25 protein-coding genes (1 of these 25 running past the window's edge) are annotated in these 22,942 nt (G+C 60.8%); 14 read left to right on the forward strand and 11 right to left on the reverse strand.

Going from position 1 to position 22,942, the window contains the following annotated elements; translation table 11 throughout:
- The first annotated feature begins 41 nt into the window (after positions 1-41).
- The 9 genes from LPW11_RS00995 to LPW11_RS01035 all read left to right on the forward strand — a co-directional run bounded on the left by LPW11_RS00995 (position 42) and on the right by LPW11_RS01035 (position 7,559).
- On the forward strand, positions 42-941 hold the full coding sequence (locus LPW11_RS00995) for a transporter (protein ID WP_230996262.1): 900 nt from the start codon (positions 42-44) through the stop codon (positions 939-941).
- Between the two features lie 107 nt (positions 942-1,048).
- Positions 1,049-1,222, forward strand: a complete 174-nt coding sequence (locus tag LPW11_RS01000; RefSeq protein ID WP_230996263.1) for an anaerobic ribonucleoside-triphosphate reductase — start codon at positions 1,049-1,051, stop codon at positions 1,220-1,222.
- A 323-nt stretch (positions 1,223-1,545) separates the two neighbouring features.
- A complete protein-coding gene (locus LPW11_RS01005) occupies positions 1,546-2,703 on the forward strand; it encodes an ABC transporter substrate-binding protein (RefSeq protein ID WP_230996264.1) in 1,158 nt (385 codons plus the stop codon).
- A gap of 73 nt (positions 2,704-2,776) precedes the next feature.
- Positions 2,777-3,643, forward strand: coding sequence for a branched-chain amino acid ABC transporter permease (locus LPW11_RS01010; RefSeq protein ID WP_230996265.1), 867 nt, complete (start codon positions 2,777-2,779; stop codon positions 3,641-3,643).
- Positions 3,644-3,654: 11 nt separating this feature from the next.
- Positions 3,655-4,782 (forward strand): branched-chain amino acid ABC transporter permease, encoded by a 1,128-nt coding sequence (locus tag LPW11_RS01015; protein WP_230996266.1) that lies wholly within the window; start codon positions 3,655-3,657, stop codon positions 4,780-4,782.
- A complete protein-coding gene (locus LPW11_RS01020) occupies positions 4,782-5,501 on the forward strand; it encodes an ABC transporter ATP-binding protein (RefSeq protein ID WP_230998351.1) in 720 nt (239 codons plus the stop codon). Before LPW11_RS01015 ends, LPW11_RS01020 begins: the two co-directional genes overlap by 1 nt.
- A 222-nt stretch (positions 5,502-5,723) precedes the next feature.
- The gene (locus LPW11_RS01025; RefSeq protein ID WP_230996267.1) at positions 5,724-6,086 is read left to right on the forward strand and encodes an endonuclease domain-containing protein; all 363 of its coding nucleotides are present in this window, start codon (positions 5,724-5,726) and stop codon (positions 6,084-6,086) included.
- Between the two features lie 35 nt (positions 6,087-6,121).
- A complete protein-coding gene (locus tag LPW11_RS01030) occupies positions 6,122-6,826 on the forward strand; it encodes an ABC transporter ATP-binding protein (RefSeq protein ID WP_230996268.1) in 705 nt (234 codons plus the stop codon).
- Positions 6,827-7,112: 286 nt separating this feature from the next.
- Positions 7,113-7,559 carry a CBS domain-containing protein gene (locus tag LPW11_RS01035; protein WP_230996269.1) on the forward strand — a complete coding sequence of 149 codons (447 nt, stop codon included), beginning with the start codon at positions 7,113-7,115 and terminating at the stop codon, positions 7,557-7,559.
- Between the two features lie 27 nt (positions 7,560-7,586).
- On the opposite strand, the gene LPW11_RS01040 is transcribed toward LPW11_RS01035, so the two are convergent.
- Positions 7,587-8,348 (reverse strand): PP2C family protein-serine/threonine phosphatase, encoded by a 762-nt coding sequence (locus LPW11_RS01040; RefSeq protein ID WP_230996270.1) that lies wholly within the window; start codon positions 8,346-8,348, stop codon positions 7,587-7,589.
- A gap of 197 nt (positions 8,349-8,545) precedes the next feature.
- Between LPW11_RS01040 and LPW11_RS01045 the strand changes: the two genes are divergently transcribed.
- Positions 8,546-8,752 carry a hypothetical protein gene (locus tag LPW11_RS01045; protein ID WP_230996271.1) on the forward strand — a complete coding sequence of 69 codons (207 nt, stop codon included), beginning with the start codon at positions 8,546-8,548 and terminating at the stop codon, positions 8,750-8,752.
- Between the two features lie 78 nt (positions 8,753-8,830).
- On the opposite strand, the gene LPW11_RS01050 is transcribed toward LPW11_RS01045, so the two are convergent.
- The 4 genes from LPW11_RS01050 to tal form a co-directional block, all read right to left on the reverse strand.
- Complete coding sequence (locus LPW11_RS01050) at positions 8,831-9,067, reverse strand: hypothetical protein (RefSeq protein WP_230996272.1); 237 nt, start codon at positions 9,065-9,067, stop codon at positions 8,831-8,833.
- Between the two features lie 99 nt (positions 9,068-9,166).
- The gene (locus tag LPW11_RS01055) at positions 9,167-9,700 is read right to left on the reverse strand and encodes a hypothetical protein (RefSeq protein WP_230996273.1); all 534 of its coding nucleotides are present in this window, start codon (positions 9,698-9,700) and stop codon (positions 9,167-9,169) included.
- Positions 9,701-9,800: 100 nt separating this feature from the next.
- A complete protein-coding gene (locus LPW11_RS01060; protein WP_230996274.1) occupies positions 9,801-10,499 on the reverse strand; it encodes a DUF72 domain-containing protein in 699 nt (232 codons plus the stop codon).
- Between the two features lie 26 nt (positions 10,500-10,525).
- A complete protein-coding gene (gene tal / locus LPW11_RS01065; RefSeq protein WP_230996275.1) occupies positions 10,526-11,656 on the reverse strand; it encodes a transaldolase in 1,131 nt (376 codons plus the stop codon).
- A 609-nt stretch (positions 11,657-12,265) separates the two neighbouring features.
- Here tal and LPW11_RS01070 point away from each other — a divergent pair.
- Positions 12,266-13,579 (forward strand): dicarboxylate/amino acid:cation symporter, encoded by a 1,314-nt coding sequence (locus LPW11_RS01070; RefSeq protein WP_230996276.1) that lies wholly within the window; start codon positions 12,266-12,268, stop codon positions 13,577-13,579.
- 371 nt (positions 13,580-13,950) lie between these two features.
- Here the strand turns inward: LPW11_RS01070 and LPW11_RS01075 are convergent, their stop codons facing one another.
- On the reverse strand, positions 13,951-14,529 hold the full coding sequence (locus LPW11_RS01075; protein WP_230996277.1) for a DUF488 domain-containing protein: 579 nt from the start codon (positions 14,527-14,529) through the stop codon (positions 13,951-13,953).
- 19 nt (positions 14,530-14,548) lie between these two features.
- On the reverse strand, positions 14,549-15,484 hold the full coding sequence (locus LPW11_RS01080) for a CopD family protein (RefSeq protein ID WP_230996278.1): 936 nt from the start codon (positions 15,482-15,484) through the stop codon (positions 14,549-14,551).
- A gap of 103 nt (positions 15,485-15,587) precedes the next feature.
- On the opposite strand from LPW11_RS01080, the gene LPW11_RS01085 reads away from it, so the two are divergent.
- Positions 15,588-17,456, forward strand: coding sequence for a carbohydrate-binding module family 20 domain-containing protein (locus LPW11_RS01085; RefSeq protein ID WP_230996279.1), 1,869 nt, complete (start codon positions 15,588-15,590; stop codon positions 17,454-17,456).
- 36 nt (positions 17,457-17,492) lie between these two features.
- Positions 17,493-17,939, forward strand: a complete 447-nt coding sequence (locus tag LPW11_RS01090) for an Ohr family peroxiredoxin (protein ID WP_230996280.1) — start codon at positions 17,493-17,495, stop codon at positions 17,937-17,939.
- Here the strand turns inward: LPW11_RS01090 and LPW11_RS01095 are convergent.
- Positions 17,908-18,828 carry an NAD(P)H-binding protein gene (locus LPW11_RS01095; protein ID WP_230996281.1) on the reverse strand — a complete coding sequence of 307 codons (921 nt, stop codon included), beginning with the start codon at positions 18,826-18,828 and terminating at the stop codon, positions 17,908-17,910. The two genes, LPW11_RS01090 and LPW11_RS01095, sit on opposite strands and share 32 nt — an antisense overlap.
- Positions 18,829-19,005: 177 nt before the next feature.
- Between LPW11_RS01095 and LPW11_RS01100 the strand changes: the two genes are divergently transcribed.
- Entirely contained in the window at positions 19,006-19,494 is a 489-nt protein-coding gene (locus LPW11_RS01100; RefSeq protein WP_230996282.1) for a hypothetical protein, read from the forward strand.
- A gap of 353 nt (positions 19,495-19,847) precedes the next feature.
- On the opposite strand, the gene LPW11_RS01105 is transcribed toward LPW11_RS01100, so the two are convergent.
- The 3 genes from LPW11_RS01105 to LPW11_RS01115 all read right to left on the reverse strand — a co-directional run.
- Positions 19,848-21,242 carry a DUF3943 domain-containing protein gene (locus LPW11_RS01105; protein WP_230996283.1) on the reverse strand — a complete coding sequence of 465 codons (1,395 nt, stop codon included), beginning with the start codon at positions 21,240-21,242 and terminating at the stop codon, positions 19,848-19,850.
- Positions 21,243-21,482: 240 nt separating this feature from the next.
- Complete coding sequence (locus LPW11_RS01110; RefSeq protein ID WP_230996284.1) at positions 21,483-22,085, reverse strand: PqiC family protein; 603 nt, start codon at positions 22,083-22,085, stop codon at positions 21,483-21,485.
- A protein-coding gene (locus LPW11_RS01115) for a PqiB family protein (RefSeq protein WP_230996285.1) crosses the window boundary here: on the reverse strand, positions 22,085-22,942 show its 3' portion. It continues 789 nt past the right edge of the window; 858 of the gene's 1,647 nt are visible here — the last part of the coding sequence; the start codon falls outside the window, past its right edge; it ends in the stop codon at positions 22,085-22,087. Before LPW11_RS01115 ends, LPW11_RS01110 begins: the two co-directional genes overlap by 1 nt.

Raw genomic sequence — 22,942 nt, forward strand, 5'->3', positions numbered from 1 at the left:
GTCATGCAATGCACAACACTTTTACTCACGGAGGTGAACGGATGAAGAAGATACTGGTTGCCCTAATGCTCTGCACAGGTCTCGCACTGCCCGACCTCTCCTTTGCGGCAAACGCAAGGGACTACATTCCGGCGCCCCCGGGAACCTTTCTATTCTGCTCCTACTTCAAGCACATCACAGCGCACAAGCTGTACAGCGACGGAAACAGGGTGAGCAGCGACTTCAACCTGTCCGAGAACATCGGCATCTTCAGGCCGGTCTACTACACCTCCATCGCCCCGAAGGCACTCTACGGCAACGGCCCCTTCACCATCGACCCGCAGTCGCTCGTTGTCTTTGGCGACGCGGAACTGGACGGCTCTGCAACGGGGCAGACAAATCTCTCCGACTCCGGCTTTGCCGATCCTGTTCTCCTCACCACCTTCTGGTTCGTCAATGCTCCCGAAGACAAATTATGGGTAGGATTCACCCCGTACGTCACCATGCCGCTCGGCTCATATGACCGGACCCGCGGGCTCAACCTCGGCGCGAACCGCTGGGTCATCAGGCCCGAGATCGGCATCGTGAAGGGGATCGGCGATCGCGCGTATGTGGACCTCGTCTTCAACGGCGACTTCTTCACGGACAACGACGACTACGGGACCGGGGCGGACCGCGGGAAACTGGAGCAGGATCCGCTGTTCGGCTTCGAAACCCACGCAAGCTACGATATCACGAAGCAGTGGTTCGTGTCGCTGGACTACTACTACAACAGGGGCGGGGAAACGAAGGTGAATGGCGTGAAACAAAATGACGAGCAGGAAAATCACGGGCTCGGGCTATCATTCTTCTGGGGGGTGGGGGATCACAACCAGCTGATGATCGAGTACAGGGACGACTTCTCCGTGAAGAGCGGTCCGGGAACCAATACCTTCACCGCACGCTGGGCGTACTTCTTCTAAAAGCCCGCGCTGCCGGTCGCTGGAAAGGACCGTGTCTCGCAAACGTCAACCCGCAAATCCTGGAGAGTATTAACCGGGGACCACTTGAACGTGAAAGGAGATTGCCCATGAAGCGCCTCACCGCCATTACCGCCCAGTTGCTAGTGATACTGTGCCTGCTCTTCTCCGTCTGCGCCGGCTGCCGGCATCTGCAGAAGGGGGAGACGGAGCGCTGCCCGTCCTGCGGACTCGAGTATCCTGCCGGAACGAAGCACGACTGCAACGGCAAGCACAAGGAGTAAAAGCTCGCGGCGGCCGCCGGAGGATGGGCCGCCGCACCTTTTTTCATCTGCCCCCCCTGCGTACCAACTCAAGCCGCCCTCGACGAGGCCCCTTCCACGGGCCTCCGTCCACCCCGAGATGACAGCTCTGACAAGCCATGCCTGCATCCTCCCCTCCACTGCAAAAAAAATTAGCCTCCGGTAAATTTTCGCATAAAACCTCTAGCACATTTTTCAAACTATGTTACATTGCCCGGTATACTGCATACACGCCTGTTTATTGCACCCGTAAAGCGGTTCCACGTGGCTTTTGATTTTCCGACAACGACACAGAGGGAGGGATTATGAAAAAGGGGTTTATTGCTGTCTTTCTGGTAATTGCGCTTCTTGTGCCCATGACTGTTTTCGCCGCCGCCGTGAAGATCGGGGTCATCAACTCCATGACCGGTCCGGAGGCCCCGATCGGTGAGAACCTCACCAACGGGATCAAGCTCGCCCAGGAGGACCTGAAGAAGAAAGGGATCAACGTCGATCTCGTGTGGGAGGACGATACGGGGAAACCGCAGATAGCAATGAGCGCCATGGAAAAGCTCGCCACCAGGGAGAACGTGGCAGGGGTCGTGGGGCCGTACACCTCCGCCTGTGCCAACGCGGTCGCGAAGCTCTCGGAAAAGTACAAGGTCCCGCTTCTGGTTCCCGCTGCGGCGAAGGAGGAGATCACCCGCCAGGGGTACAAGTGGGTCTACCGCATGAACGCTCCCGCTGACGTGTACGCCTCTGTCCTCATCGATGCCACCATGAGCCTCGGAAAACCGAAGACGATTGCCTTCATCTACGAAAATACCGACTTCGGCACCTCCACCACGAAAACTGCGAAGGAGTACGTGATGAAGAAGGGGCTGCAGGTGGTGGCGGACGAGCCGTACTCCAAAGGCTCCCCCGACTACCGCTCCACCCTCACGAAGATCAAGGCGAAGAAGCCGGACCTCGTTTTCATGGTCTCCTACGTGGCCGACGCCATTCTCCTCATGCGCCAGGCGCGCGAGATCGGGCTGCAGCCGCAGGCTTTCCTCGGCGGCGGCGCCGGGTTCACCACCGTGCAGTTCGCCAAGGAGAAGGAGATCTCCAACTGTGTCCTCTCCTGCACCCAGTGGACAGACGACGTGAGCTGGCCCGGGGCGCGCGACTTCGGCGCCCGCTACAAGGCGAAGTTCGGGAAGGAGCCGACCTACCACGCGGCGTGCGCCTACGAATCGATGATGATCATGGCGCAGACAGCGGCGCAGAGCGCAGGGGACCGGGAAAAGACCCGGGCCGCGCTGAAAGCTGGAAAGTGGAACGGCATCATGGGTGAGGTCCGCTTTGCCGACTATGCGGGGTTCACCAACCAGAACAACCACCAGATGCTGGTGCAGCAGATCCAGGAAGGGAAGTACGAGACGGTTTACCCGAAGCAGTTCGCCACGAAGAAGACGGTATACCCCTTCCCCGCGTGGAAGTAGCGTCACTTTCGTCAGGCCGGTCTGCCCCACCCGGGCCGGCCTGACGTTACATTGAAGGCACCCGGAGCCCCCCATGATCGTCTTTTTCCAGTCACTGCTGAGCGGAGTCCTTATCGGCGGGGTCTATGCCCTGATCGGCATCGGGCTCACCATTATTTTCGGGGTCATGCGCATCATCAACTTCGCCCACGGCGACATCATGATGATCGGCATGTACCTCGCCTACAACCTTTTCACCCTGGCGGGGGTGGACCCGTTCCTCTCCATCGTCATCATCGTGCCGGTCATGTTCCTCTTCGGCGCGCTGCTGCAAAAGCTCTTCATCAACAGGATCCTGAACGCCCTGCCGCAAAACCAGATACTCCTCACCATCGGGCTCGGGCTCATCATGAGCAACACCATGATGCTCATCTTCACCTCCGACTACAAGATCCTCTCCACCACCTACTCCTCCAGCAGCGTGAACCTCTTCGGGATCTCCATCTCCGAGCCGCTGGCGATCTCCTTTGCCATCACCGCAGCGATCACCGCGGCGCTCTACTGGTTCTTCCTGAAGACAGACACGGGGCAGGCGATCCGCGCCACGGCGCAGGACCGTGAGGCGGCGCAGCTCATGGGGATCAACGTGAAACGGATGTCGATCATCGCCTGCGGCGTGGGGGCGGCGCTCGCCGGGACCGCCGGTGCGCTCATATCGCCCACCTACTACATATTCCCGCAGATCGGCAGCGCCTTCACCCTCAAGGCCTTCGTCATCACCGTACTCGGGGGGATGGGGAGCGTCCTTGGCGCCACCCTCGGCGGAGTCGTCATCGGAATCGCCGAGTCGATGGGGGCGGTGTACATCTCCAGCGGCTGGAAGGACGTGGTGGTCTTCATCCTCTTCCTGCTGATACTTCTCTTCAAGCCCTCCGGCCTGATGGGCAAATCACGCACCTAGCGGAGTCTGCCGTGACAACTGATGCGATCGCCAAGAATGACTACATGAAGTTTGTTACCCCGGCCCTCACCTGCGTCATCCTGGCCGGGCTTTTCCTCTTTCCCAGGTTCGTGGACAACCCCTACGCCCTGCACCTCATGATCCTTCTCTTCATGAGCACGATCATGGGGCAGAGCTGGAACATCGTCGGGGGGTACGCCGGGCAGTACTCCGTCGGCCACGCCGCCTATTTCGGGGCGGGAGCCTACACCACCATGGTCCTCATGCAGCAGTGGCATATCCCCCCCTGGTACGGCGTCCTCGGCGGGATGGCGGTCGCCCTCGTGGTGGCGCTTGTCATCGGCTCCATCTGCTTCAGGCTGCGCGGGCCGTACTTCGTTCTCGCCTCCATTGCTGTGGCGGAGATCCTGCGTCTGAGCGCCATGAACCTGAAGGATTTCACCAACGGCGCGGAAGGGATTCTCGCCACCGACATCCCTCCCCTGACGGTCGGCGGGCAGGTGGTTACCGACTTTCTGAGCAAGGTCCCCTTCTACTACATGGGGCTTTTGCTGGTGATCCTTACCGTCGTCGTGACCTACGGCGTGCAGCACTCAAAGCTCGGCTACTGCCTGCAGGCGATACGGGAGGACCAGGACGCGGCGCACTCACTCGGCATCAACCTGACCCTGTACAAAAACGTCGCCCTCACCATCTCCGCGCTCCTCACCTCGCTGGCAGGGAGCCTGTACGCCGTGTACATCGGCTTCATCGACCCTCCCACCGTGCTCGGCCTGGACATCTCCGTGCAGATCGTCCTTATCTGCATCATCGGAGGGATCGGCACCCTGTACGGCCCTGTGGTTGGCTCCCTGGTGCTCGTCCCCCTCTCCGAGGCGCTGCGCAGCAACCTCATCTCCGAGGCGATCTTCAGCACGGGGATCGTCACCGAATCGTCGGCGGTCGGCACCTTCCTGAAGGAAAACCTGGCACACGCACACGCCCTGATCTACGGCGTTCTCGTGGTGATAGTCATACTCTTCATGCCGGACGGGGTGCTCGGTTTCCTGAGGAAGCTGATGGCGAAGCGGGGGAACGGCGGAAGAGTCGGCGCCCCGAGCGTGTGCCAGGCGAAAGAGACGAGCGGGGGGGCGGCGTGATGGCGATACTGGAGATAAAGCATGTAAGCAAGTTTTTCGGCGGGCTGGCGGCAAACGCCGATGTCTCCTTCGAGGTGGCGGAAGGCTCCATCATGGGGCTCATCGGCCCGAACGGCGCGGGAAAGACCACCCTTTTCAACTGCATCACCGGCTATTATCCGCCATCCCGCGGCGAAGTCCTCTTCAAGGGGGTGAGGATGAACGGGCTGCAGCCCGACCGGGTCTGCAAGCTCGGCATGGCGCGCACCTGGCAGAAGGTGCGCCCCCTGGCGAAGATGAGTGTGCTCGACAACGTGATGGTGGGAGCGCTGTGCCGCACGCGGTCGTTGAGGGTGGCGCGGGAGATAGCCGCAGAGCAGATCGAGGTCGTCGGGATGGGGTCCAAGGCGGCGATGCTGGCAGGGGGGCTCCCGATCGGCGAGCGAAAGAAGCTGGAGATGGCGCGCGTGCTGGCGACCGCGCCGGAGCTGCTGCTGCTGGACGAAGTAATGGGGGGGCTGAACCAGTCCGAGAGTGAGGAGATCATCAAGCTGATCCTCGACATCAAGGCACGCGGCATCACCCAGATGGTGATCGAGCACGACATGAAGGCGATCATGCGCATTTCCGACCGGGTGGTGGTGCTGAACTCGGGGGAGAAGCTCACCGAGGGAACGCCCCAGGAAGTGGTGCAGAACCAGGCGGTCATCGACGCGTATCTGGGGCAGAGTCACTGCTAGCTGGCGAGCGGCATCTCAGCACGTGGCAGCTTCCCCCGCCCCCTGTCCCCCGCCCGCAAGGGGTGGGGGAACGTAAGGACTGGCGGTGCCTGCTGATGTTGAAGAATTTTCGAGGTGCAGTGCAGCTACTCTCCCCCTCCCTCGACGGGAGGGGGTCGGGGGGTTGGTGACGGCGCCATCAGCTCAGCAGATGGCAGCTCAGGAAGCTGAAAAGGTGATCGTATGAAACCACCGAGCGATCTACAGCCTCTTGCCACCAGACTCCGCACCAACAGCACGGATGCGGAGCGCCTTCTGTGGAAATATTTGCGCGACAGTCAGATCGAGGGCGTGCAGTTCCGCCGACAACAGGTGATTGAGAAATACATCGTCGACTTCGTAGCCTTCGCTCACAAGCTCGTCATCGAGGTTGATGGCGGACAACATGCAGACAATGCCTTATACGACCAGCGCAGGGATGAATACCTGCAGGCGAATGGCTTCACGGTGCTGCGTTTCTGGGATTGTGACGTTATGAAAAATATTGAGGGTGTTGTTGAGGTAATAAGGCTCTACTGCCTTCGATCCGCCTCCCCCACCACCTAACCACTCCCGCAGGCGAGAGATCAAATGAGGCACCAATGCTAACAATCGAGAACCTGAACTTCAGCTACGACGATCTCAAGGTGCTGTGGGACGTGAACCTTGAGGTCAAGGAGGGGGAAATCGTCACCGTCGTCGGCTCCAACGGCGCCGGCAAATCGACCACCCTCAAGAACATCTCCGGCATCGTCCGCCCCAATTCCGGCTCCGTCAGATTCAAGGGTGCAGAGATAGGGAAGCTCGAGTCGCACCAGGTCGTGGAGGCGGGAATAGTCCAGGTGCCGGAAGGGAGACGTATCTTCCCGGAGATGACCGTTCGCGAGAACCTCCGCATGGGGTCCTTCATCAAGGGAGCACGCGGCGACCGCGAGAAAAACATGGAGCGCGTCTTCTCCCTCTTCCCGCGCCTGAAAGAGCGGGAAAAGCAGCTCGGCGGCACGATGTCGGGAGGGGAGCAGCAGATGCTCGCCATCGGGCGCGGCCTCATGGCCAATCCGGAGCTCCTGCTGCTGGACGAGCCGTCACTCGGCCTCTCCCCCCTGCTGGTCGGGAACATCTTCGAAATCATCAAGGAGATCAATCGGCAAGGGGTGACCGTACTTCTCGTCGAGCAGAATGTGCACCAGTCGCTGCGCATCGCCCACCGCGGTTACGTCCTCGAAACAGGGCGGGTGGTGCTGACCGGAAAAGGCGAGGAACTTCTCGACGATCCGCACGTCAAAAAGGCCTTTCTGGGGATGTAGGGGGACGCAGCACGAAACGGGCGGGCCGTGTGCCCTCAAAGAAGCAGACGAGGCTATTTACCAGATTCTTCATTGGGCAGGCGGTTGGCAGTGCGTCCCTCCCCTTTCAAGGGGGAGGACAGGAGGGGGATGGGTCGACGCGGCCACCAACCTTGACCCCATCCCCACCCTGTCCCTCCCCTTGAAAGGGAGGGGACGCCTAAGCTACTGCTTCGTACAGGAACACAGGCGACCTGATTCAACCCGGCTGCTTTGTCACAGCAGGCGGATACAGTGGAGGGAAGTAATGACGACCGTTGACAACTGGATGACCAGGAATCCGATCACCATCGACACCGACACAAGCGTCATGGAGGCGATGCACCTCATGACCGAGCACAACATCAGGCGCCTCCCGGTCATGCAAAAGGGGAAGATTGCGGGGATATTGACAGAGGAAATGGTGAAGGCGTTCTCCCCGAGCCCGGCGACCTCCCTCGACGCCTACGAACTGCACTATATCCTCTCGAAGACGCCGGTATCGAAGGCGATGAATCCGAAGCCATGCCGGGTGGCGCTCGGCACCCCCCTCACGGAGGCGGCGGAACTGCTCCATGACCTGAAGCTAAACGGCGTCCTGGTGGTCGACGAGAAGGACAACCTGGTGGGGATCCTGACCATAACCAACGCGCTGGAGGCGCTCATCGCCATCTGCAAGGACCCCGGCCACTTCTGCAGCATCGTCGCCCCCTGACGGCGGATCTGATCGTCAACGTGATATCTACTGCAGGAGAGGAAGAGCGGGCTTCTCGAGTGTGATGTCGGGGCGGGTGGAGACCAGGAGGACGGAAATATTATCGCTTCCTCCGCGCTCCAGGGCGGCGGCAACGAGCCTGTCGGCGGCGGTTTCAAGATCATCCCGAAAATCGCGCACTATCGCGCCTATGAGGGAATCGGGCACGGTGCCGGTAAGCCCGTCGCTGCACATGAGGAGGATATCACCCTCCCCTACTTCCCGTTCCCGGATCTCGGGGTACAGCTCCTCGGCGACACCGACAGCCTGGGTGAGGACATGGCGCGCCCACCCCGGCACCATTTCGTCCGTCGCCCCTTTGCGGATCAGGGCGGACGCGTAATTGTCATCGATGGAGAGCCTCTCTTCCCCATTCTCACCGAGGAGGTATATCCTGCCGTCGCCGACATGGCAGCACCAGGCAACGCTGTCGCGGAAGAGGAGAATATCGAGGGTGGTGCCCAGCCCCTCGAGGCGCGGCTCTTCCAGTCCCCGCTTGAAGACGGCGGAGTGAGCGGCGGCGAAAGCCTCGGCGAGGAGCCTCGGCACCTCCGAATCGGGTGTCGCCGAGAGCTTCTCGGCCAGGACCCGGTGGGCAGACTCGACCGCCACGCTACTGGCAATCTCCCCTCCGGGCACCCCGCCCATGCCGTCGGCCAGAAAAAAGATCGAGCGCTCGCGGTCGGCCAGGACATAGTCCTCGTTCTTCTCCCGCACAGTCCCCCTGTCCGTCCTCGCCGCGTACTGCATCCATCCCCCCCGCGGAGACATCCCGCCACTGTTGTGGAGATCTATCCTCCATCTCTCGTCTACAGTATAGCTGAAGTTCGAAGGGCAGGAGTTTGAGGGATAGATGACGCAGATCGCACTTTGGTTATAATTTCAAGGCTTGCAGGTAGGAAGTGAGAAACGTGCCGTGGTGCCACTCGTGATGAGAGGAGAGTGCCATGAAAGACGTGACCCCCGCCTTTGTTACCATCCTTCAGCACATTGCCGCCGCAACCGTAGCTGGCGGCGTCGCCTTTCTGGTTGCGACCGTCATGGGCGCTGAGCCTTTCCGACCGACGATGATCGTCGCAGCCGCCGTCTTTTTCAAACTCGCTTTCTGGGATCCCGCCAGGAAAAACGAAGTCAGGAAGAACGAAGTCCGGTGAGGGCGATGTGAAGGGGTGAAGAAGGGAGGCACCTCCCAGGCCCCCGGAAGTCTGGGGCCTGAAAGGGAGCTTCTCAAATCACGGAATGGCCGGCGTGCGCGCCACGTAATGCTCGCACGGCGTCGTCCGTTTCATCTTCGGCACATCCTTTATGGCGAAGATCGTGCAGCGCCCACGGGTGTTGTTCTCGCACTCTTCAAAGGAGCATACGATAAAAGCGCGGTCGTTCTCCCCGCTAAGGACCTGGTCCAGTTTCCCGGCTATCTCCGGGTCGTTCCCCGCTGCGTAAACTGCCCGTTGAAGCTTCTCGTCCATTGGAACCCTCCAGTTCAAAGTATTCTGCACTGCGGCATGACGCTGCAGTTATCTTGCGAAGCTACGCTTTTGCCCCCGGCGGAAAGAGGAGCTTTTCCTCTACCGTTCGTCTGTGCGGCGCCTTCTCTTAAAGTAGTAATCGTAACAGATTTGGCAGAAGGTGTGGCTGACGTTATCGGGCATCTTTGAAACCAGGGCCGGCACCCAGTCCCATTCACTCTCTGATGAAGCCCGCTGTACCCGGCGGCAGTTGCTGCACTGGGTTATAAAGCCGGTTTTCTGAAGATAAATCCTCTCGATCTCTTTTTCGCCCAGATCTACGCCCGGATCGTGGGGATGCTCTGTCACCAGCGAGTTCACAATAACAATACCTTCGCGGCTATGCAATGGATAAGCTGTCTGGTGGAACAGTCTGAATGTCTCAGGGCTTGAGCATTCATAGTCATGGTGCCATATCTCGCCACTTTTCAGGACCCGCTGGAATGACTCGAGGTAGAACTCCCGCGCAACTCCGGTTATGGCATCTCCTATATGAGTGCCGATGCGAAAACGCTCGGAGATGGCAGGCTCTCCGTTGTTTTCTTTGGAGAAGATAAACCAGCCGGGGTTGAAGTAGTTGATGGTGAGGTCCATGCACAACCCATAGACGGTGGATGGATAGCTCTCCAGCGTCTCGAGGGAAAAGCAGTCCAGCAGCGCAGGGAAGCGCTCGTGAAAGCGTGGCGGGCACATGCTAGGCCGCCAGTTCGAGGAAGCGCTTCGCGAACCGCACCCCGGTCGCTTCGTCCTCGTGCTTGAAGTAGATGAAGGCGCTCTGCCACTGGTAGTTGCGAAGCCGCTTCAGCCACCCTTCCAGTTCGGCGTCGCTGTACTCCTTGCGGCGCAGGCGCAGGTAACCGAAGTCTGCCGTCGCAACGAGGGGCAGCCGCGCCCCATCGTCCGTGTCGGCATGGCATACCGCTGCCCCGTGTCCGCGCAAAGCGGAAACGACATCGTCGGTGAACCACGAGAGGTCACGCAACTCGAAGGCGACCCTGTACCGCTTCGGCAAATTGCACAGGAAGTCGCATAGCAGTGGCAGGTCCTTCTTCAGGTTTGGAGGGAGCTGAAAGAGAATCGGACCGAGGCGCTGGTCCAGAACCGCCGCCACATCGAGAAACCAGGAAAGGGTTTCGCCGACGTCCCGCAGGCGCTGGAAGTGGGTGATTCTCTGGGGGGCCTTCAGCGCAAAGGTGAAACGGTCGGGGACCTCCGCCGCCCACCCCTCAAGGAGCGCGGTCTTGGGCATGCGGTGGAAGGTGTTGTTGATCTCCACCGTGCGGAAGTGCTCGCCGTAGTAATTGAGCATGCGCCGGGCAGGAAGGTCCGAAGGATAGAAGATCCCTTTCCAGGCGCTGTATGAGTAGCCGCTGGTCCCGACGTAAAGATCCATAGATAGTCCCGGTGCTCCGGCGCGTCTCAACCCTGTGCCGATGCGGGCACTCCTTTCTTGTCAATAGTGCGCATGAGCTTGTCGAAAGGCTGCACAAACTTCACCACACCCTCCTCTTCCAGCTGGGCTGTCACGGAGTCGAGATTTATCCCCACTTGCGGCAGTCGATCAAGCACCGCGCGGGCATCGTCCATACCCTCCTCAAGAAGGGGGGCGGGATTTCCGTGATCGCGGTACGCCACGAGCGTCTCCATCGGCATCGTATTCACCGTATCCGCTCCCACCAGCGGCTCCACGTACTTCACGTCGCTGTAGGCCGGGTTCTTCGTGCCGGTACTTGCCCAGAGCACCCGCTGTGGGCGCGCCCCTGCGGAAGCGAGCTCGCGAAAGCGGTCAGAGTGAAACGCCTCCCGGAAGATCTGGTACGCCATCTTCGCGCAGGCGATTGCCGTCTGCCCCTGCAGCATCGCCGCCGTCTCGGCGCGGTCTCCTCCTTCGGCGATCTTCCGTTCCAGAGCCTGGTCCACCAACACGTCTATGCGGCTCAAAAAGAAACTCGCCACCGAGCTCACTTCGAGGTGCTGGCCACGGCTGCGCCGCGTCTCCAACCCGGCGATAAAGGCCTCTGTCACCTCGCGGTAGCGGGGAAGTCCGAAGAGGAGGGTCACATTGATATTTATCCCCTCGCTCACGAGCTGCCGTATCGCATCGAGCCCCTGCCTCGTGCCAGGAACCTTGATGAGCACGTTGGGGCGGGCCACACTCTCCCAGAGGCGTCGCGCCTCGGCCACGGTGCCGACGCTGTCGTACGCCAGATGCGGCGAGACCTCGAGACTTACAAAGCCGTCCGCCCCCTTCAGGGAGTCGTAGAGCGGCCGGAAGAGGTCCGCGGTGCGGCGGATGTCCTGCACCGCCAGTGCCTCATAGATATCCCCCGCATCTCTCCCTTCCTGGGCGAGTTCAACGATTGCCGCGTCATAGGTGCTGCTTTCCCCGATCGCCTTCTCGAAAATGGCCGGATTGGAGGTCACACCCCCGAGCCCGTCCTCCTCGATGAGCCTTGCGAGCTCCCCGGAGTCCAGCAGGTCGCGGTGCAGGTAGTCGAGCCACACGCTCTGACCGAAAGTGCGAAGCCTGGAAAGAGGATTATCCTTCATCGTTCACCTCTCTGGATCGGAGGCGTCCCCCTTCGCGTCAACCGAGCAGGTGGAAAAGACGTCCTCCGCATAGAAAACACCCGTTCTTTCTAAGTTACTCCTCCTTGTCCGGAGCGGCAATCGCAAACGAGTTAAGGGTCTTGCATCCGATGAAGAGAGCGGCAGCAGGGGCGCATATGGCTGATGCGAGCTCCAGCCGAAGCGTGCGGTATGACCACTTGGCGGAGCGAGGGTGCGGCGCGCGGTATTACCATTCCCACCGCTTCCGGCTTCCGGTACCGGTGCGCTGGATGTGGGTGCACAGCTCCACCCGCCGTCCTCTTTCAAGCTGTATCAGACTCAGATAAAACGGCGTCCTCCACCACCATTGCACTGTATACCATCGCAACCCAACTCAAAGATATTCCGATAGAATTTTTGTTTTGTAATTTGCGCTGTAATGGTGTATACAAGTGCCGGCTTTTGTGGGTCGAAGAACGGTTTTATATTCAGCTGCGATTAGTACTCCCCGCCTCAAATCCTTCGCAGGGAATCTCCGCCGCCGTATCCCCCGCCGCATTTTTTCCAGTTCAACTGGTCTAATATCTTTCAATGCAATAGGAGCGCGTCATGAACAAGAAGAAGATCACCCAACATCTGTACTTTTGGGTACTCGTCGCCATCGCCATAGGCGTGGCGCTGGGATACTACGCACCGGAAACCGCAGTGGCGATGAAGCCGCTGGGCGACGGATTCATCAAGCTCATCAAGATGATCATTGCTCCCGTCATCTTCTGCACCGTCGTCACCGGCATCGCCGGGATGGAGGACATGAAGAAGGTGGGGCGCGTCGGTGCGAAGGCGCTCTTCTACTTCGAAGTGGTATCGACCCTTGCACTTGCCATCGGCCTCGTGGTCGTAAATGTGATCCAGCCGGGGGTCGGGATGAACGCCGACGTGACCAAGCTCGACACGAAGGCCCTCAGCGCCTACACCACCGCCGCCAAGAACCAGTCGCTGGTGGACTTCGTGATGAACATCATCCCGAGCAGCGTCGTGGACGCCTTCGCCAAGGGTGACATCCTCCAGGTCCTTCTCTTTGCCGTGATGTTCGGTTTCGCCCTTTCCGCCCTCGGCCAGAAAGGGAGAGGGCTGTACAAGATCATTGACCAGATCTCCCACGCCCTCTTCGGGGTCGTCGGGATCATCATGAAAGTTGCACCGGTCGGCGCCTTCGGCGCCATGGCCTTCACCGTCGGCAAATTCGGCTTCAAGTCCCTCGCCAGCCTCGGGATGCTCATGGGGAGCTTCTACCTCACCTGCCTCCTCTTCATCTTCGTCGTGCTCGGTACGATCTGCAAGCTGTGCGGCTTCAGCATCTTCAGGTTCATAGCCTACATCAAGGAAGAGCTCCTGATCGTGCTGGGGACCTCCTCCTCCGAGTCCGCACTCCCGAGGATGATGCTCAAGATGGAGAAGCTCGGCTGCACGAAGTCCGTCGTCGGTCTCGTAATTCCGACCGGCTACTCCTTCAACCTGGACGGCACCTCCATCTACCTGACGATGGCGGCGGTCTTCGTCGCGCAGGCGACCAACACGCACCTCAGCTGGACCCAGACCGCGACCATTCTCGGCGTGCTTCTTCTCACCTCCAAGGGTGCAGCAGCAGTAACCGGCGGCGGGTTCGTCACTTTGGCGGCAACCTTTGCAGCCATCCCGACGATTCCGGTTGCAGGTCTGGCACTGATCCTCGGTATCGACCGCTTCATGTCCGAGGCACGTGCGCTCACCAACCTGATCGGCAACGGCGTCGCGACCGTCGTCATCTCCAAGTGGGAGAATGAGCTGAGCCAGGAGCAGCTGAACGCAGTCCTCGCCAACCCGCAGCACCACAGTCTCGATCTCGGTCTCTCCATGCCGGTCCTCGCCGGTGAAGAAGACTAGGAAAAGCTTTCATAGCAGCAGCAAAAAAGTCCCCCGGAGATCCGGGGGACTTTTTTGCGTTCAGGGAAACCAGTAAGTAAATTTCGACGAGCCGCTGGCGAGAACTCGGGTAAGGTCGCTACAAGTAACCCGGGTGCCCCCGCGCTGGAGCGCAGGCATCTTGCCTACGATGGCGGCGCAGCCGCCACAGACCGCGCGGCTGGCGCCGCGGCTACAGGCTGGGAAGCCTGTGCTCCAGCGCGGCGCCACTAGCGTCGGATTTGCCTTTGCCTCAGGCGTCAAGGCAAGTAATGTAGGCCGGGATAAGCCGCCAGGCGTTCCCGGCACTCCACACCCTCAGCCCGCACCAGCGAATGCCGGAAACGCTGCGCTTATTCCGGCCTACAGGGATCCCCCGCCCCGGGAGGATACGTTATCCGCGTCCCGTCGACCACCGCCATCTCCGAAAGAGAGTGAGGTACAATACTGCCGTCTGGAAGGATATGCAGCACCTCGATCCCCCGCACAACCAAGGCATCGCTGATGAGCACACGGTGGCAGCGCCAGGGGGTAGCCTCGCTGCACATGATCGCCGTCCTCTTCCCCTGCGCGAGGTGAACAAGATTCGCCAGCGCTGATGCAAAAGCGGAGGAGAGCATATAGTCGGCGAAGCCGCGCAGCGCCGCATTGCGCCAGCCGCCGTTCGGCGAATCGGGGCGAGAGTGCCGTCGCAGTCCTCCGAGTTCCTTCATGTGCTGGTACTTGATGCGGCGTATGCGCAGAAAAGGGCTCAGCCGGCCGATGTCGAAGTGCGGCGCGTGCCTCGACCGCGGCACCTCCCGTACGTCGAGGACGCGCTCGATACCGTGCTCCCGGAGGACTTTCAGGAATTCCTCCTCGGTGAGGGTGCCGTGCCCCACCGTGTAGACCGCAAGCGCCCCCCTGCCTTGAGGCCGATTATCCTCCGACATCGGCACCCCCCCTCCTCCCCTACCACCAGCGCCACAGGGCGACTATGAAGACGATCACAAAGACAATCGTGAGGTTGAAGTAGGCGAGAAAGTAGAAGACGCGCACATGCAACGGCGCCTTCTGCGTCCCCGCATCCAGAAGTTCACCGACAAGCGGCAACGCCACCACCTGCTCCGAGCCGTGAGGCGCGAGTTGAAGCGCCTCGGTCAGATCCACCCCTGCACTGTGGCGTCCCATATGCAGACCCGCCTTCCACAGCTTGCTCCCCGACGCGTCGTAGATTTTACCCTTGAAGGCGAAGTATGCCGGGCGCCCTTCCTTCCCGTCGCATAGGGAGAGCTCCTCTGCTGAAAGGTCCCCGTACCCCACGGGGCCGGCACCGTTTTTCCTCTGTGCCTTCAGCCGAGGTCCGATGAAGAGGACCACGAAGATCGCCGCAAGGACCATGACGAGGTAGAGTGCAACCTTCACCATGAGCAGGATGCCGAAACGGGTATGCAGGAGGATGTCGAGCGAGGTGATCCTGAAGTACATGAGGACAACGCCGGTCAACCCGATGACTACCATGGAAAGGACGCCGACACGCACCTCCCCCTTTGGCAGTCCCCCCGCTGCATACTGCGGCTTGAGGACGAGATGAACATAGAGGATGGTGCCAAACCAGAGGATTGCTATAAGAAGATGCAGGTATCCCGCCGCGAGATGCACCACCTTCTTCGCGACCTCCCCCTCCTTCTTCTGCGGTACAGCCGTCCCCGCGGCGGGTCCCCCCTCTTTCGCGAGGGAATCGCCATATGCCTTCCCTGCCGCTGTCAGCTCCCCTCCCCCTGCGGGGTCCACATGGCATGCTGCACAATCTTTCCCTGTCTTCTGCGCGTACTCCTCCGTCGCATAAGAGCTGATTGCGCAAGAAAGACTGACACAGAAAATGAACACCAGAATTACCACTCTCATAGATCGACGCCTCCTCTCACCACACATTAATTGACTTCAATTCAATAGATGATAGCCTCTCCAACGTCTGTGACAGCTCCATCCGCAGTACAAGGAGGGTACCATGTCCCGGCTCTTTCCGCACACACTCACGACAATATCCACCACAGTTCATACTTTCATACTCCTCTCTGTAATCCTATATCAGGCAACACCGGCGTTTGCCACGACGCCTGATCCCGCCCGCACAGTCTTCGTGCAGCTATTTGAGTGGAAATGGAGCGATATTGCGCGCGAGTGCGAGACGTACCTCGGTCCCCAGGGATTCAAGGCGGTGCAGATCTCCCCTCCTGAGGAGCATCCGGCTCTCGGAGGGAAGAGCCGGCCGTGGTGGATCAACTATCAGCCGGTGAGCTATCAGATCGAAAGCCGCATGGGTAGCCGCGCCGACTTCAAGAAGATGGCGGAGCGCTGCGCGGCGGCTGGCGTGCAGATATACGCCGACGCTGTCATAAACCACATGGCCGCCGGAAGCGGCACCGGGTCGGCAGGGAGCACCTTTACCGACGAAGGTGCCCACCGCTACACCTATCCCGGGATCTACGGCCCGGAGGACTTCCACTGGAACGTCCCGGGGGAGCACAGCTGCATGAACGCGGACGGCCAGATCAACTACAACAACAAGCACTCGGTGCAGGACTGCGAACTGGTCGGCCTCCCGGACCTCGCCACGGAGAGGGAAAAGGTGCGCGCCCGCATCGCCGACTATCTCATCGATCTCTACGGCCTCGGGGTGCGCGGCTTCAGGATCGATGCAGTAAAGCACATCGCCCCCGCCGACGTGGAGGCGATCCTCGCCAAGGTGAGAGCGCGGGTGGGGGACAACTTCTACGTCGTGCAGGAGGTGATCGACCTGGGCGGCGAGGCGGTGAAGAAGGAATGGTACTACCCCTTCGGCGACGTGAACGATTTCATGTACGGCCGCAAGCTGAGCGAACAGTTCAAGAACCAGAACGGCCAAAAGATCGCAAATCTAAAAAGCTTTGGCGAGAGCTGGGGGCTTGCGCGCCCAGACAGGGCGGTCGTTTTCACCGACAACCACGACATGCAGAGAGGGGAGGCGACGAGCTACCTGACCTTCAAGGACAACGGCAACAGCTTCGTGTACACCCTCGGAAACATCTTCATGCTGGCCTGGCCGTACGGGTACCCGCAACTCATGTCGAGCTACGACTTCTCCGGCTTCGACGACGGCCCACCGAGCAATGCGGACGGCAGCACGAAGAATGTCTACAACGGTGCCAGCGCCTCGCAGCCGGGGTGCTTCACCCAGTGGAAGTGCGAGCACCGCTGGCGCGAGATAGGGAACATGGTGCCCTTCAGAAATGCCGCGGCATCGTCGCCGGTGACGGACTGGTGGGACAACGGCAACAACCAGATCGCCTTCGGCCGCGGCGACAAGGGGTTCCTGGTCATAAACCGGGAGGACCAGCCGCTGCAGAAGACCTTCCAGACCCACCTACCCCCCGGGACGTACTGCGACGTCATCGCCGGGAATTTCGCAAAAAGCGGGAAAGGAGCTACCTGCTCCGGGCGCACCATTATCGTGGACGAGAAGAGACAGGCGACTATTTCCGTTCCCGCCGATTACGCGGCAGCCATCCACGTCAATGCAATGACCGCCGCGAAGCCGATGGTGACTGCAACTTTCACGGTAAAGGAAGCTAGCACCGTATGGGGGGAGAATGTCTATCTCGTGGGGGAGGACGTGGCCCTCGGAAAGTGGGATCCGAAGCTCGGGGTGCAAATGACCCCGGTCGACTACCCGGCATGGCAAGTGACGGTGAAGCTACCGCCGTCCAGGAAGATCCAGTTCAAGTTCGTGAAGATCAACGGCAACGGTGAGGTGCTGTGGGAATCGAATGCGAATCGCACCATGAAGACGCCTAAGAAGGGTGCAGTCACGGCGTCAGCGACGTGGGGGATACAGTAAAATAGTAGGAGGTCCCAACGAAAAAGGAGAACGAGGATGGACAGAACAAACACCATCAAGGCTCTTTTCACGGCAACAGCAACCGCCACAGGAGGGCGCAACGGGCGCACCGAGGCAAGCGACGGGTCGGTGCGGGCAAACCTCTCCGTGCCGAAGGAGATGGGAGGGGCCGGGAACCCTGACACGACGACGCCAGAGCACCTTTTTGCCGCCGGTTATGCCGCCTGCTTTGGCGGCGCCATCGATTTCGTGGCAAAGCAGCAGCAAAAGGATGCCTCAACTGTAAAGGTCACTTGCCAGGTTTCGATCGGCCCGCGCGAAGGGGGCGGGTTTGGGCTGTCGGTGAAGATGCATGTGGAGGACAAGGAGATTCGGCAGGCGGAACTGGCAGAGCTGGTAAAGGAAGCGCACGAGAAGATCTGCCCTTACTCCCACGCTACGCGGGACAACATCAATGTGCAGTTCGAGGTGGTCGGGAGGTAGCCTCCGACTCCTGCAGCGCGACACGCACCGCCTCGTCGTAACCGGTGAGCGGAAAGGGAATAAGGCTCCTGATCCTGTTTTCCCGGCACACGACCTCGTTTTTCAGCCCCTCTATCAGCGGGATCGCTATGGAGGGGCTGACACTCGTCACCAGCCCCACCCAGTAGGAGGAAAGCCGCGGGGTGAGAAACGGTGTCGGCGCAATGAGGAGGCTCTTTCCGGTGATGCTGGCAAAGCGCTCCATCATGTCGCGATAGGTCAGGATATCCGGGCCGCCGATGTCGAAGGTCTCTCCCACGGTCCTTTCGTCCCGCAGACACCCCACCAGATAGCCGATCACATCGCGCACCGCGATCGGCTGGCAGCGGGTCGCCACCCAGCGCGGCGTGATCATGAAGGGGAGTCTCTCCACCAGCGACTTTATCATCTCGAAAGAGGCGCTCCCCGCGCCGATGATGACGGCGGCCCTCAAAAAAGTGGTCTTGAAGCGGCCGCTCCTGAGGACATTTGCCACCTCCAGCCTGCTGGCCAGGTGGTCGGAGAGGCTGGAGCCGGTCTCCCCGAGCCCCCCCAGATATATCACCCGCCGCACCCCCGCCCGGTTCGCCATGGAGGTGAAGTTCTCAACCGCCTCGCGGTCGCGGCGCTCGAAGCCGGCGCGTCCCCCCGCCATGGAGTGCACGAGGTAATAGGCGGTGTCGATATCGCGCAGCGGCTCCGCGAGCGAGCGCAGCTCGAGGACATCACCGCTCGCGCGCTCCGCCCCCTCAGGAATGACGGCGTCCGGGCGACGCACCATGCAACGCACCGCATACCCCTCTTTCAGAAGCGCCGCGGCAAGCCTCCTGCCGATGAATCCGGTAGCACCCGTCACCAGTATTTTTCCCATATGAACGCCCCGTCGAGAAGCTGAAGTGTCCTTTACCCCGTAATTTTAACAGGTTTCAGAGGCGGCAATTGCCGCGCTGGCACTGGAGGATCAACTGCGGCAGTTGCGCAAAGCGCGCAAGGTCTCAAAATTTAAGATGGAGCTTCAGCGGAACAGAAGACCTCATCGGGGGAAGAGATGAAAGACGACAGAGACGACAACCTCGCGCATTACCTTAGCAATCACCTCGCCGGCTCCGTGGCAGGGGTCGAGTTGGTCAAGATGATGATATCGGAGAATCGCGGGAAGGAGCTCGCTCCCTTTCTGCAGGTGCTACTGAAGGAGCTGGAAGAAGACCAGGAGGTGGTGCGCCGCTGCCTGAAGGAGATGGGGAGGCGGGGGAACATGATCAAGGAGATGGGGGCATGGACTATCGAGAAGCTTGCCTTTAGCCCCCTGACGGGGCTCGCCGACGCCTCTCTTTTGAGGCCGGTAGTGGAGCTGGAAGGAATCCTCATCGGCACGCTGGGGCGGCACGCCATGTGGCGTTTGCTGGAGCGGTTTCACCAGAACGACCCGCGTTTCGCCTTCGTCGATTTCACCTTCCTTCGGGAGCGGGCCGAGCGGCAGGCTGAAGAGCTGGAGCGTCATCGCCAGCAAGCAGGCGCGGTAGCGACGGCGAGGTAGCAGCGGCGCGGCGTGCGACTAAGGGGGGTGCCGTGCGATGAGGAGCCCCTTTCCGCCGAGGCTCCGGGAACTATAACGAAGGATCATCTGGGAATTCCTGGAAACGAGGAGCATTTTCCACCACGCGCTGGAAGAGGCCTCGCGTCCCCCCCTTTGCGAAGGGGGGAACGTTAGGCCTTCTGCAGTGCTTCGTGGCAATGTACCCACGCTCCCCCGGAATTCGGATGAGCCTTCGTAAAGGGGGCGCGTCGCTTCGTTTAGACATACAACGGCTTCCGGTATTCTCGGATGAGCCTTTGCGCACGGCGGACCGTGGTGATTTGCCCTTTGCTGGCAACCCCCGCGATATCGCCTCACCGTCCCGCCCCGACGGCACCGAATCGGCTGTTGTTGCTGAGGTAGGTGTAGAAGAGGGTTACCGTCCCCTCGCGCTGATGCCTGTTGGGCACCTGCTGGTAGTGCGTGTTTCTGATCGATTCCACCCAGCGCACCCCCACCCCGTGCCGCCCGGAGACACGTACGGTCACCCCGGCTTCACAGTTGTAGAGCACCTCCGACCCGTCGATATCCCCTTCCACTGCCTGCGGGTAATAGCCGCGTCCAGCGAGGTCGATGTAAGCCCGCTCCCCGAAAAGTACGTTCAGCGACAAGAGCCACTGCGGGGAGAACGCGTAGTGGTGCTCGCGCTCCTCCTGCGTCGCCAGTCTCGACCCCGCCGCCGCGAACCCCACCCCTCCAAGAAGGGAGCCCTGCAGCGTCACGTCCGGAGCGACGTCCATTTCAGCCGTGGTGCCCAAGGAGAGCGCTGTGCTGGAGATCTGCATGAGGAAGGGGGAAATATAGTCGTAGCTCCCGTAGAGCCCCCATATGCCGCGGTAGGTATCGCCGGCATCGTACGCCGAGCCGATCAGGAGCCCGCGCAGCAGTATGTTCTCCAGGAAGTTTTCCGCACGGGAGCGGACCGTCAGTCGGAAATCGAAGTAGTCGAGCGGGCGCCTGTAGCTGTAACCGCTCTTGCCGGGGAGACCGTAGGAGAGGGCGAAGTCGACAATGCCGTAGAAGTTGTGAGGGGGCTGACCGTACCCGAGGTCATACCCCTCCGTCCCATAGCTCGCCCCGAGACGCACCCGCCAGAACTTGGCCGGCCTGTGCGATGGATAGACGCTCTTGAAGCGCTCACCGAAGACGGAACGGTTGAATCCTGTGGGGGGAGAAACTATCGCTGCAGCTATCTCATGGAATGCATCGGGGTAGTCACCACCGTCTTCCAGGACCAATCCGGCCATCCTGAAGAGCGCCTCCCCCAGAAGGCTCCCGGCATTGCCGGTGGTGATCATGTCGTTGATGGAAGGTCGCGTCGTCTCACCCGCCATTTCCCAGATGTAGCTCCCCGCATGGCTGTAGCCGAGCGATTCCCAGAAATTGAGGCCGGAGGAGCGGGCAAGCCCGAAGAATGTGGCACCCTCGTAGGGGTGACCGAACTGGTTCACCTCGAAGGTGTCGTGGTCCCATCCCCAGTGCTGATTGTGCACGTGGTCCCAGATCGTCGATGGCGAAGTTTCGTAGGCCCGCTTCCCCTCCTTCATCTTCCCGTGAAAGGCGAGCCGGTCGAAGCCGTTCAGGAGGATGACGAATCCCGGGACCTCCAGGGCCGGAATAAGGTAGCTTCTCCCCTCCCGGGTTTCCCAGTCGAGGACCTTCCTGGAGTTTTCCCGTTGAGTGTCGTCCGGCACTTCAGAGGGTGGCACAACAGCACTATCTGCTCCGGAAGCTGGTGCGCCCTGTGACTCTGCGGCTTGGAGTGAAGGGGGAACGATGAATGGAATGGAGACGAGCAGAGATGCGGTAAGCAGGAAGATGCGGCTTACGCGGTTCACACGGCATAGCGGCATTAGGGCCCCCCTGGTAGCACGGGAAGAATGGGTGAGGCAATAGATTTTAATGCAGCAGGACGGTACCACAGTTACACCCGTCCCGCGACTAAATTTTCACTTTCGGGAAGGGACCTGTCCACACGCGCGGATCGCCTGGGCCAGTTCCGCGCTTACCCTCGACAGTGCCCGGCTGTAAGCCGCAACGAGCGGTTCGTAGCCGTCCCCCTGCACCGGCTCCCGCACCAGGGAGTGCCCGCGGCCCTGGGCGTTGTCGGCGCTTCGTTTGATCTGCCACAGCGCTTCCACTGTCACCGACTTCCCCGGTAGCGCCTCAAAGCGCTGCACATCGACCTGTACCCGGTACTGGGCGTCGGCACCGGCATTTTGAGGGTACGAGGAGACCTGCTCCGTTCCGAGGAGCGATCCGAGGTTCTGGGCCAGAACCCGAGGGATTTCACGCTTCAGCGGCTCAGCCCAACGGTGCGTTTCGGCAATCTTTACCCGGCTCTCCGATTCGCGCACCACCAGTTGAGGGCGGTCCACGACCTCCGGCACCGTTATCGGCCCTACAGAGACGCTGACTGGGGCCTCTGTCGCTGGCACCGCCTCACCGGAGGCGGCTGGCAGCAGTGTGTAGAAGGTCACCTGCGGCGACCTGCTGCAACCGGCAACGAGGAGGGCAAGGCAGGCCAGGGCCAGGATCGGCAATCGGATCATCACTCCTTCTCCTTCTTGCCACGAATCAGAGACTCGGGGTGGCGCTCGAGGTAATCGGCGAGGGCCCGCAGCGACTGGGCGGCGCGTGCCACCTCCCTCAGCGTCTCTCTAAGGTCCTGCTGGACCGGGGCGTCGCTGGACATGACGTTGCTCGCTCCTGCGAGGGTCTGGCGGGCTTCGCCGAGGGTCCTGCGCGCATCGGAAAGGACGCCGCGGGCCTCGGGCACGACCGAGCTGTCGATCTGCTTCACCAGGCGGTCGGCGCTCTTCAAGGTAGCATCGAGGCTCTTCAGCGTCTTCCGGGCGTCCCCGGCTACCGCTTCGAACGGGATCTTCTCGATCTTGTCGACGATCCGCATGATCTTACCCTGCAACCGTTCCAGGCTCCCCGGGACGGTGGGGAACTGCGGCGGCGACTCCGTCCAATCGATCTTCGCCTTGGGGGCGTCCGGGAAGAAGGAGAGCGCCACATACATCTGTCCGGTGAGGAGGTTGGCGTTTCTCAGCTGGGCGCGGAAGCCGTGGGCGACGAGCTCGTCGAGAAGGACCCGGTGATCGGCGGGGAGGCCTTGCGCTTTGTGGCGGTAGTGAGCTCGCAGACGCTCCGGATAAAACTGCACCTCAACCGGCATGGAGAAGCGCTTGCGCTGCGGGTCGAGCTCCAGGTTGATCTTCGTTACCTCTCCGACCGTCACCCCCAGTAGGTCCACCGGAGCTCCCAGTGCGAGCCCGCGCACCGACTCGCCAAAGACCAGCAGGTATTTCTCCACGACCCGTTCCGGTCTCTTCAGGGCTTCGGCACGGTTGACGGCAAGTGTGAAAGTGGAATTTGGGGGTGCCGGTTGAGCGGGCGCATC

Origin of the sequence: Geomonas sp. RF6, from assembly GCF_021044625.1 — a bacterium.
GTDB lineage: Bacteria > Desulfobacterota > Desulfuromonadia > Geobacterales > Geobacteraceae > RF6.

Coding starts and splice junctions, on each gene's coding strand:
- LPW11_RS01045 (WP_230996271.1), top strand. CDS start 8,546: ATGAAAGACGTGACCCCCGCCTTTGTTACCATCCTTCAGCACATTGCC.
- LPW11_RS01095 (WP_230996281.1), bottom strand. CDS start 18,828: ATGGGAAAAATACTGGTGACGGGTGCTACCGGATTCATCGGCAGGAGG.
- LPW11_RS00995 (WP_230996262.1), top strand. CDS start 42: ATGAAGAAGATACTGGTTGCCCTAATGCTCTGCACAGGTCTCGCACTG.
- LPW11_RS01050 (WP_230996272.1), bottom strand. CDS start 9,067: ATGGACGAGAAGCTTCAACGGGCAGTTTACGCAGCGGGGAACGACCCG.
- LPW11_RS01005 (WP_230996264.1), top strand. CDS start 1,546: ATGAAAAAGGGGTTTATTGCTGTCTTTCTGGTAATTGCGCTTCTTGTG.
- LPW11_RS01070 (WP_230996276.1), top strand. CDS start 12,266: ATGAACAAGAAGAAGATCACCCAACATCTGTACTTTTGGGTACTCGTC.
- LPW11_RS01030 (WP_230996268.1), top strand. CDS start 6,122: ATGCTAACAATCGAGAACCTGAACTTCAGCTACGACGATCTCAAGGTG.
- tal (WP_230996275.1), bottom strand. CDS start 11,656: ATGAAGGATAATCCTCTTTCCAGGCTTCGCACTTTCGGTCAGAGCGTG.
- LPW11_RS01035 (WP_230996269.1), top strand. CDS start 7,113: ATGACGACCGTTGACAACTGGATGACCAGGAATCCGATCACCATCGAC.
- LPW11_RS01055 (WP_230996273.1), bottom strand. CDS start 9,700: ATGGACCTCACCATCAACTACTTCAACCCCGGCTGGTTTATCTTCTCC.
- LPW11_RS01000 (WP_230996263.1), top strand. CDS start 1,049: ATGAAGCGCCTCACCGCCATTACCGCCCAGTTGCTAGTGATACTGTGC.
- LPW11_RS01060 (WP_230996274.1), bottom strand. CDS start 10,499: ATGGATCTTTACGTCGGGACCAGCGGCTACTCATACAGCGCCTGGAAA.
- LPW11_RS01040 (WP_230996270.1), bottom strand. CDS start 8,348: ATGCAGTACGCGGCGAGGACGGACAGGGGGACTGTGCGGGAGAAGAAC.
- LPW11_RS01010 (WP_230996265.1), top strand. CDS start 2,777: ATGATCGTCTTTTTCCAGTCACTGCTGAGCGGAGTCCTTATCGGCGGG.
- LPW11_RS01080 (WP_230996278.1), bottom strand. CDS start 15,484: ATGAGAGTGGTAATTCTGGTGTTCATTTTCTGTGTCAGTCTTTCTTGC.
- LPW11_RS01090 (WP_230996280.1), top strand. CDS start 17,493: ATGGACAGAACAAACACCATCAAGGCTCTTTTCACGGCAACAGCAACC.
- LPW11_RS01025 (WP_230996267.1), top strand. CDS start 5,724: ATGAAACCACCGAGCGATCTACAGCCTCTTGCCACCAGACTCCGCACC.
- LPW11_RS01110 (WP_230996284.1), bottom strand. CDS start 22,085: ATGATCCGATTGCCGATCCTGGCCCTGGCCTGCCTTGCCCTCCTCGTT.
- LPW11_RS01100 (WP_230996282.1), top strand. CDS start 19,006: ATGAAAGACGACAGAGACGACAACCTCGCGCATTACCTTAGCAATCAC.
- LPW11_RS01085 (WP_230996279.1), top strand. CDS start 15,588: ATGTCCCGGCTCTTTCCGCACACACTCACGACAATATCCACCACAGTT.
- LPW11_RS01075 (WP_230996277.1), bottom strand. CDS start 14,529: ATGTCGGAGGATAATCGGCCTCAAGGCAGGGGGGCGCTTGCGGTCTAC.
- LPW11_RS01020 (WP_230998351.1), top strand. CDS start 4,782: ATGGCGATACTGGAGATAAAGCATGTAAGCAAGTTTTTCGGCGGGCTG.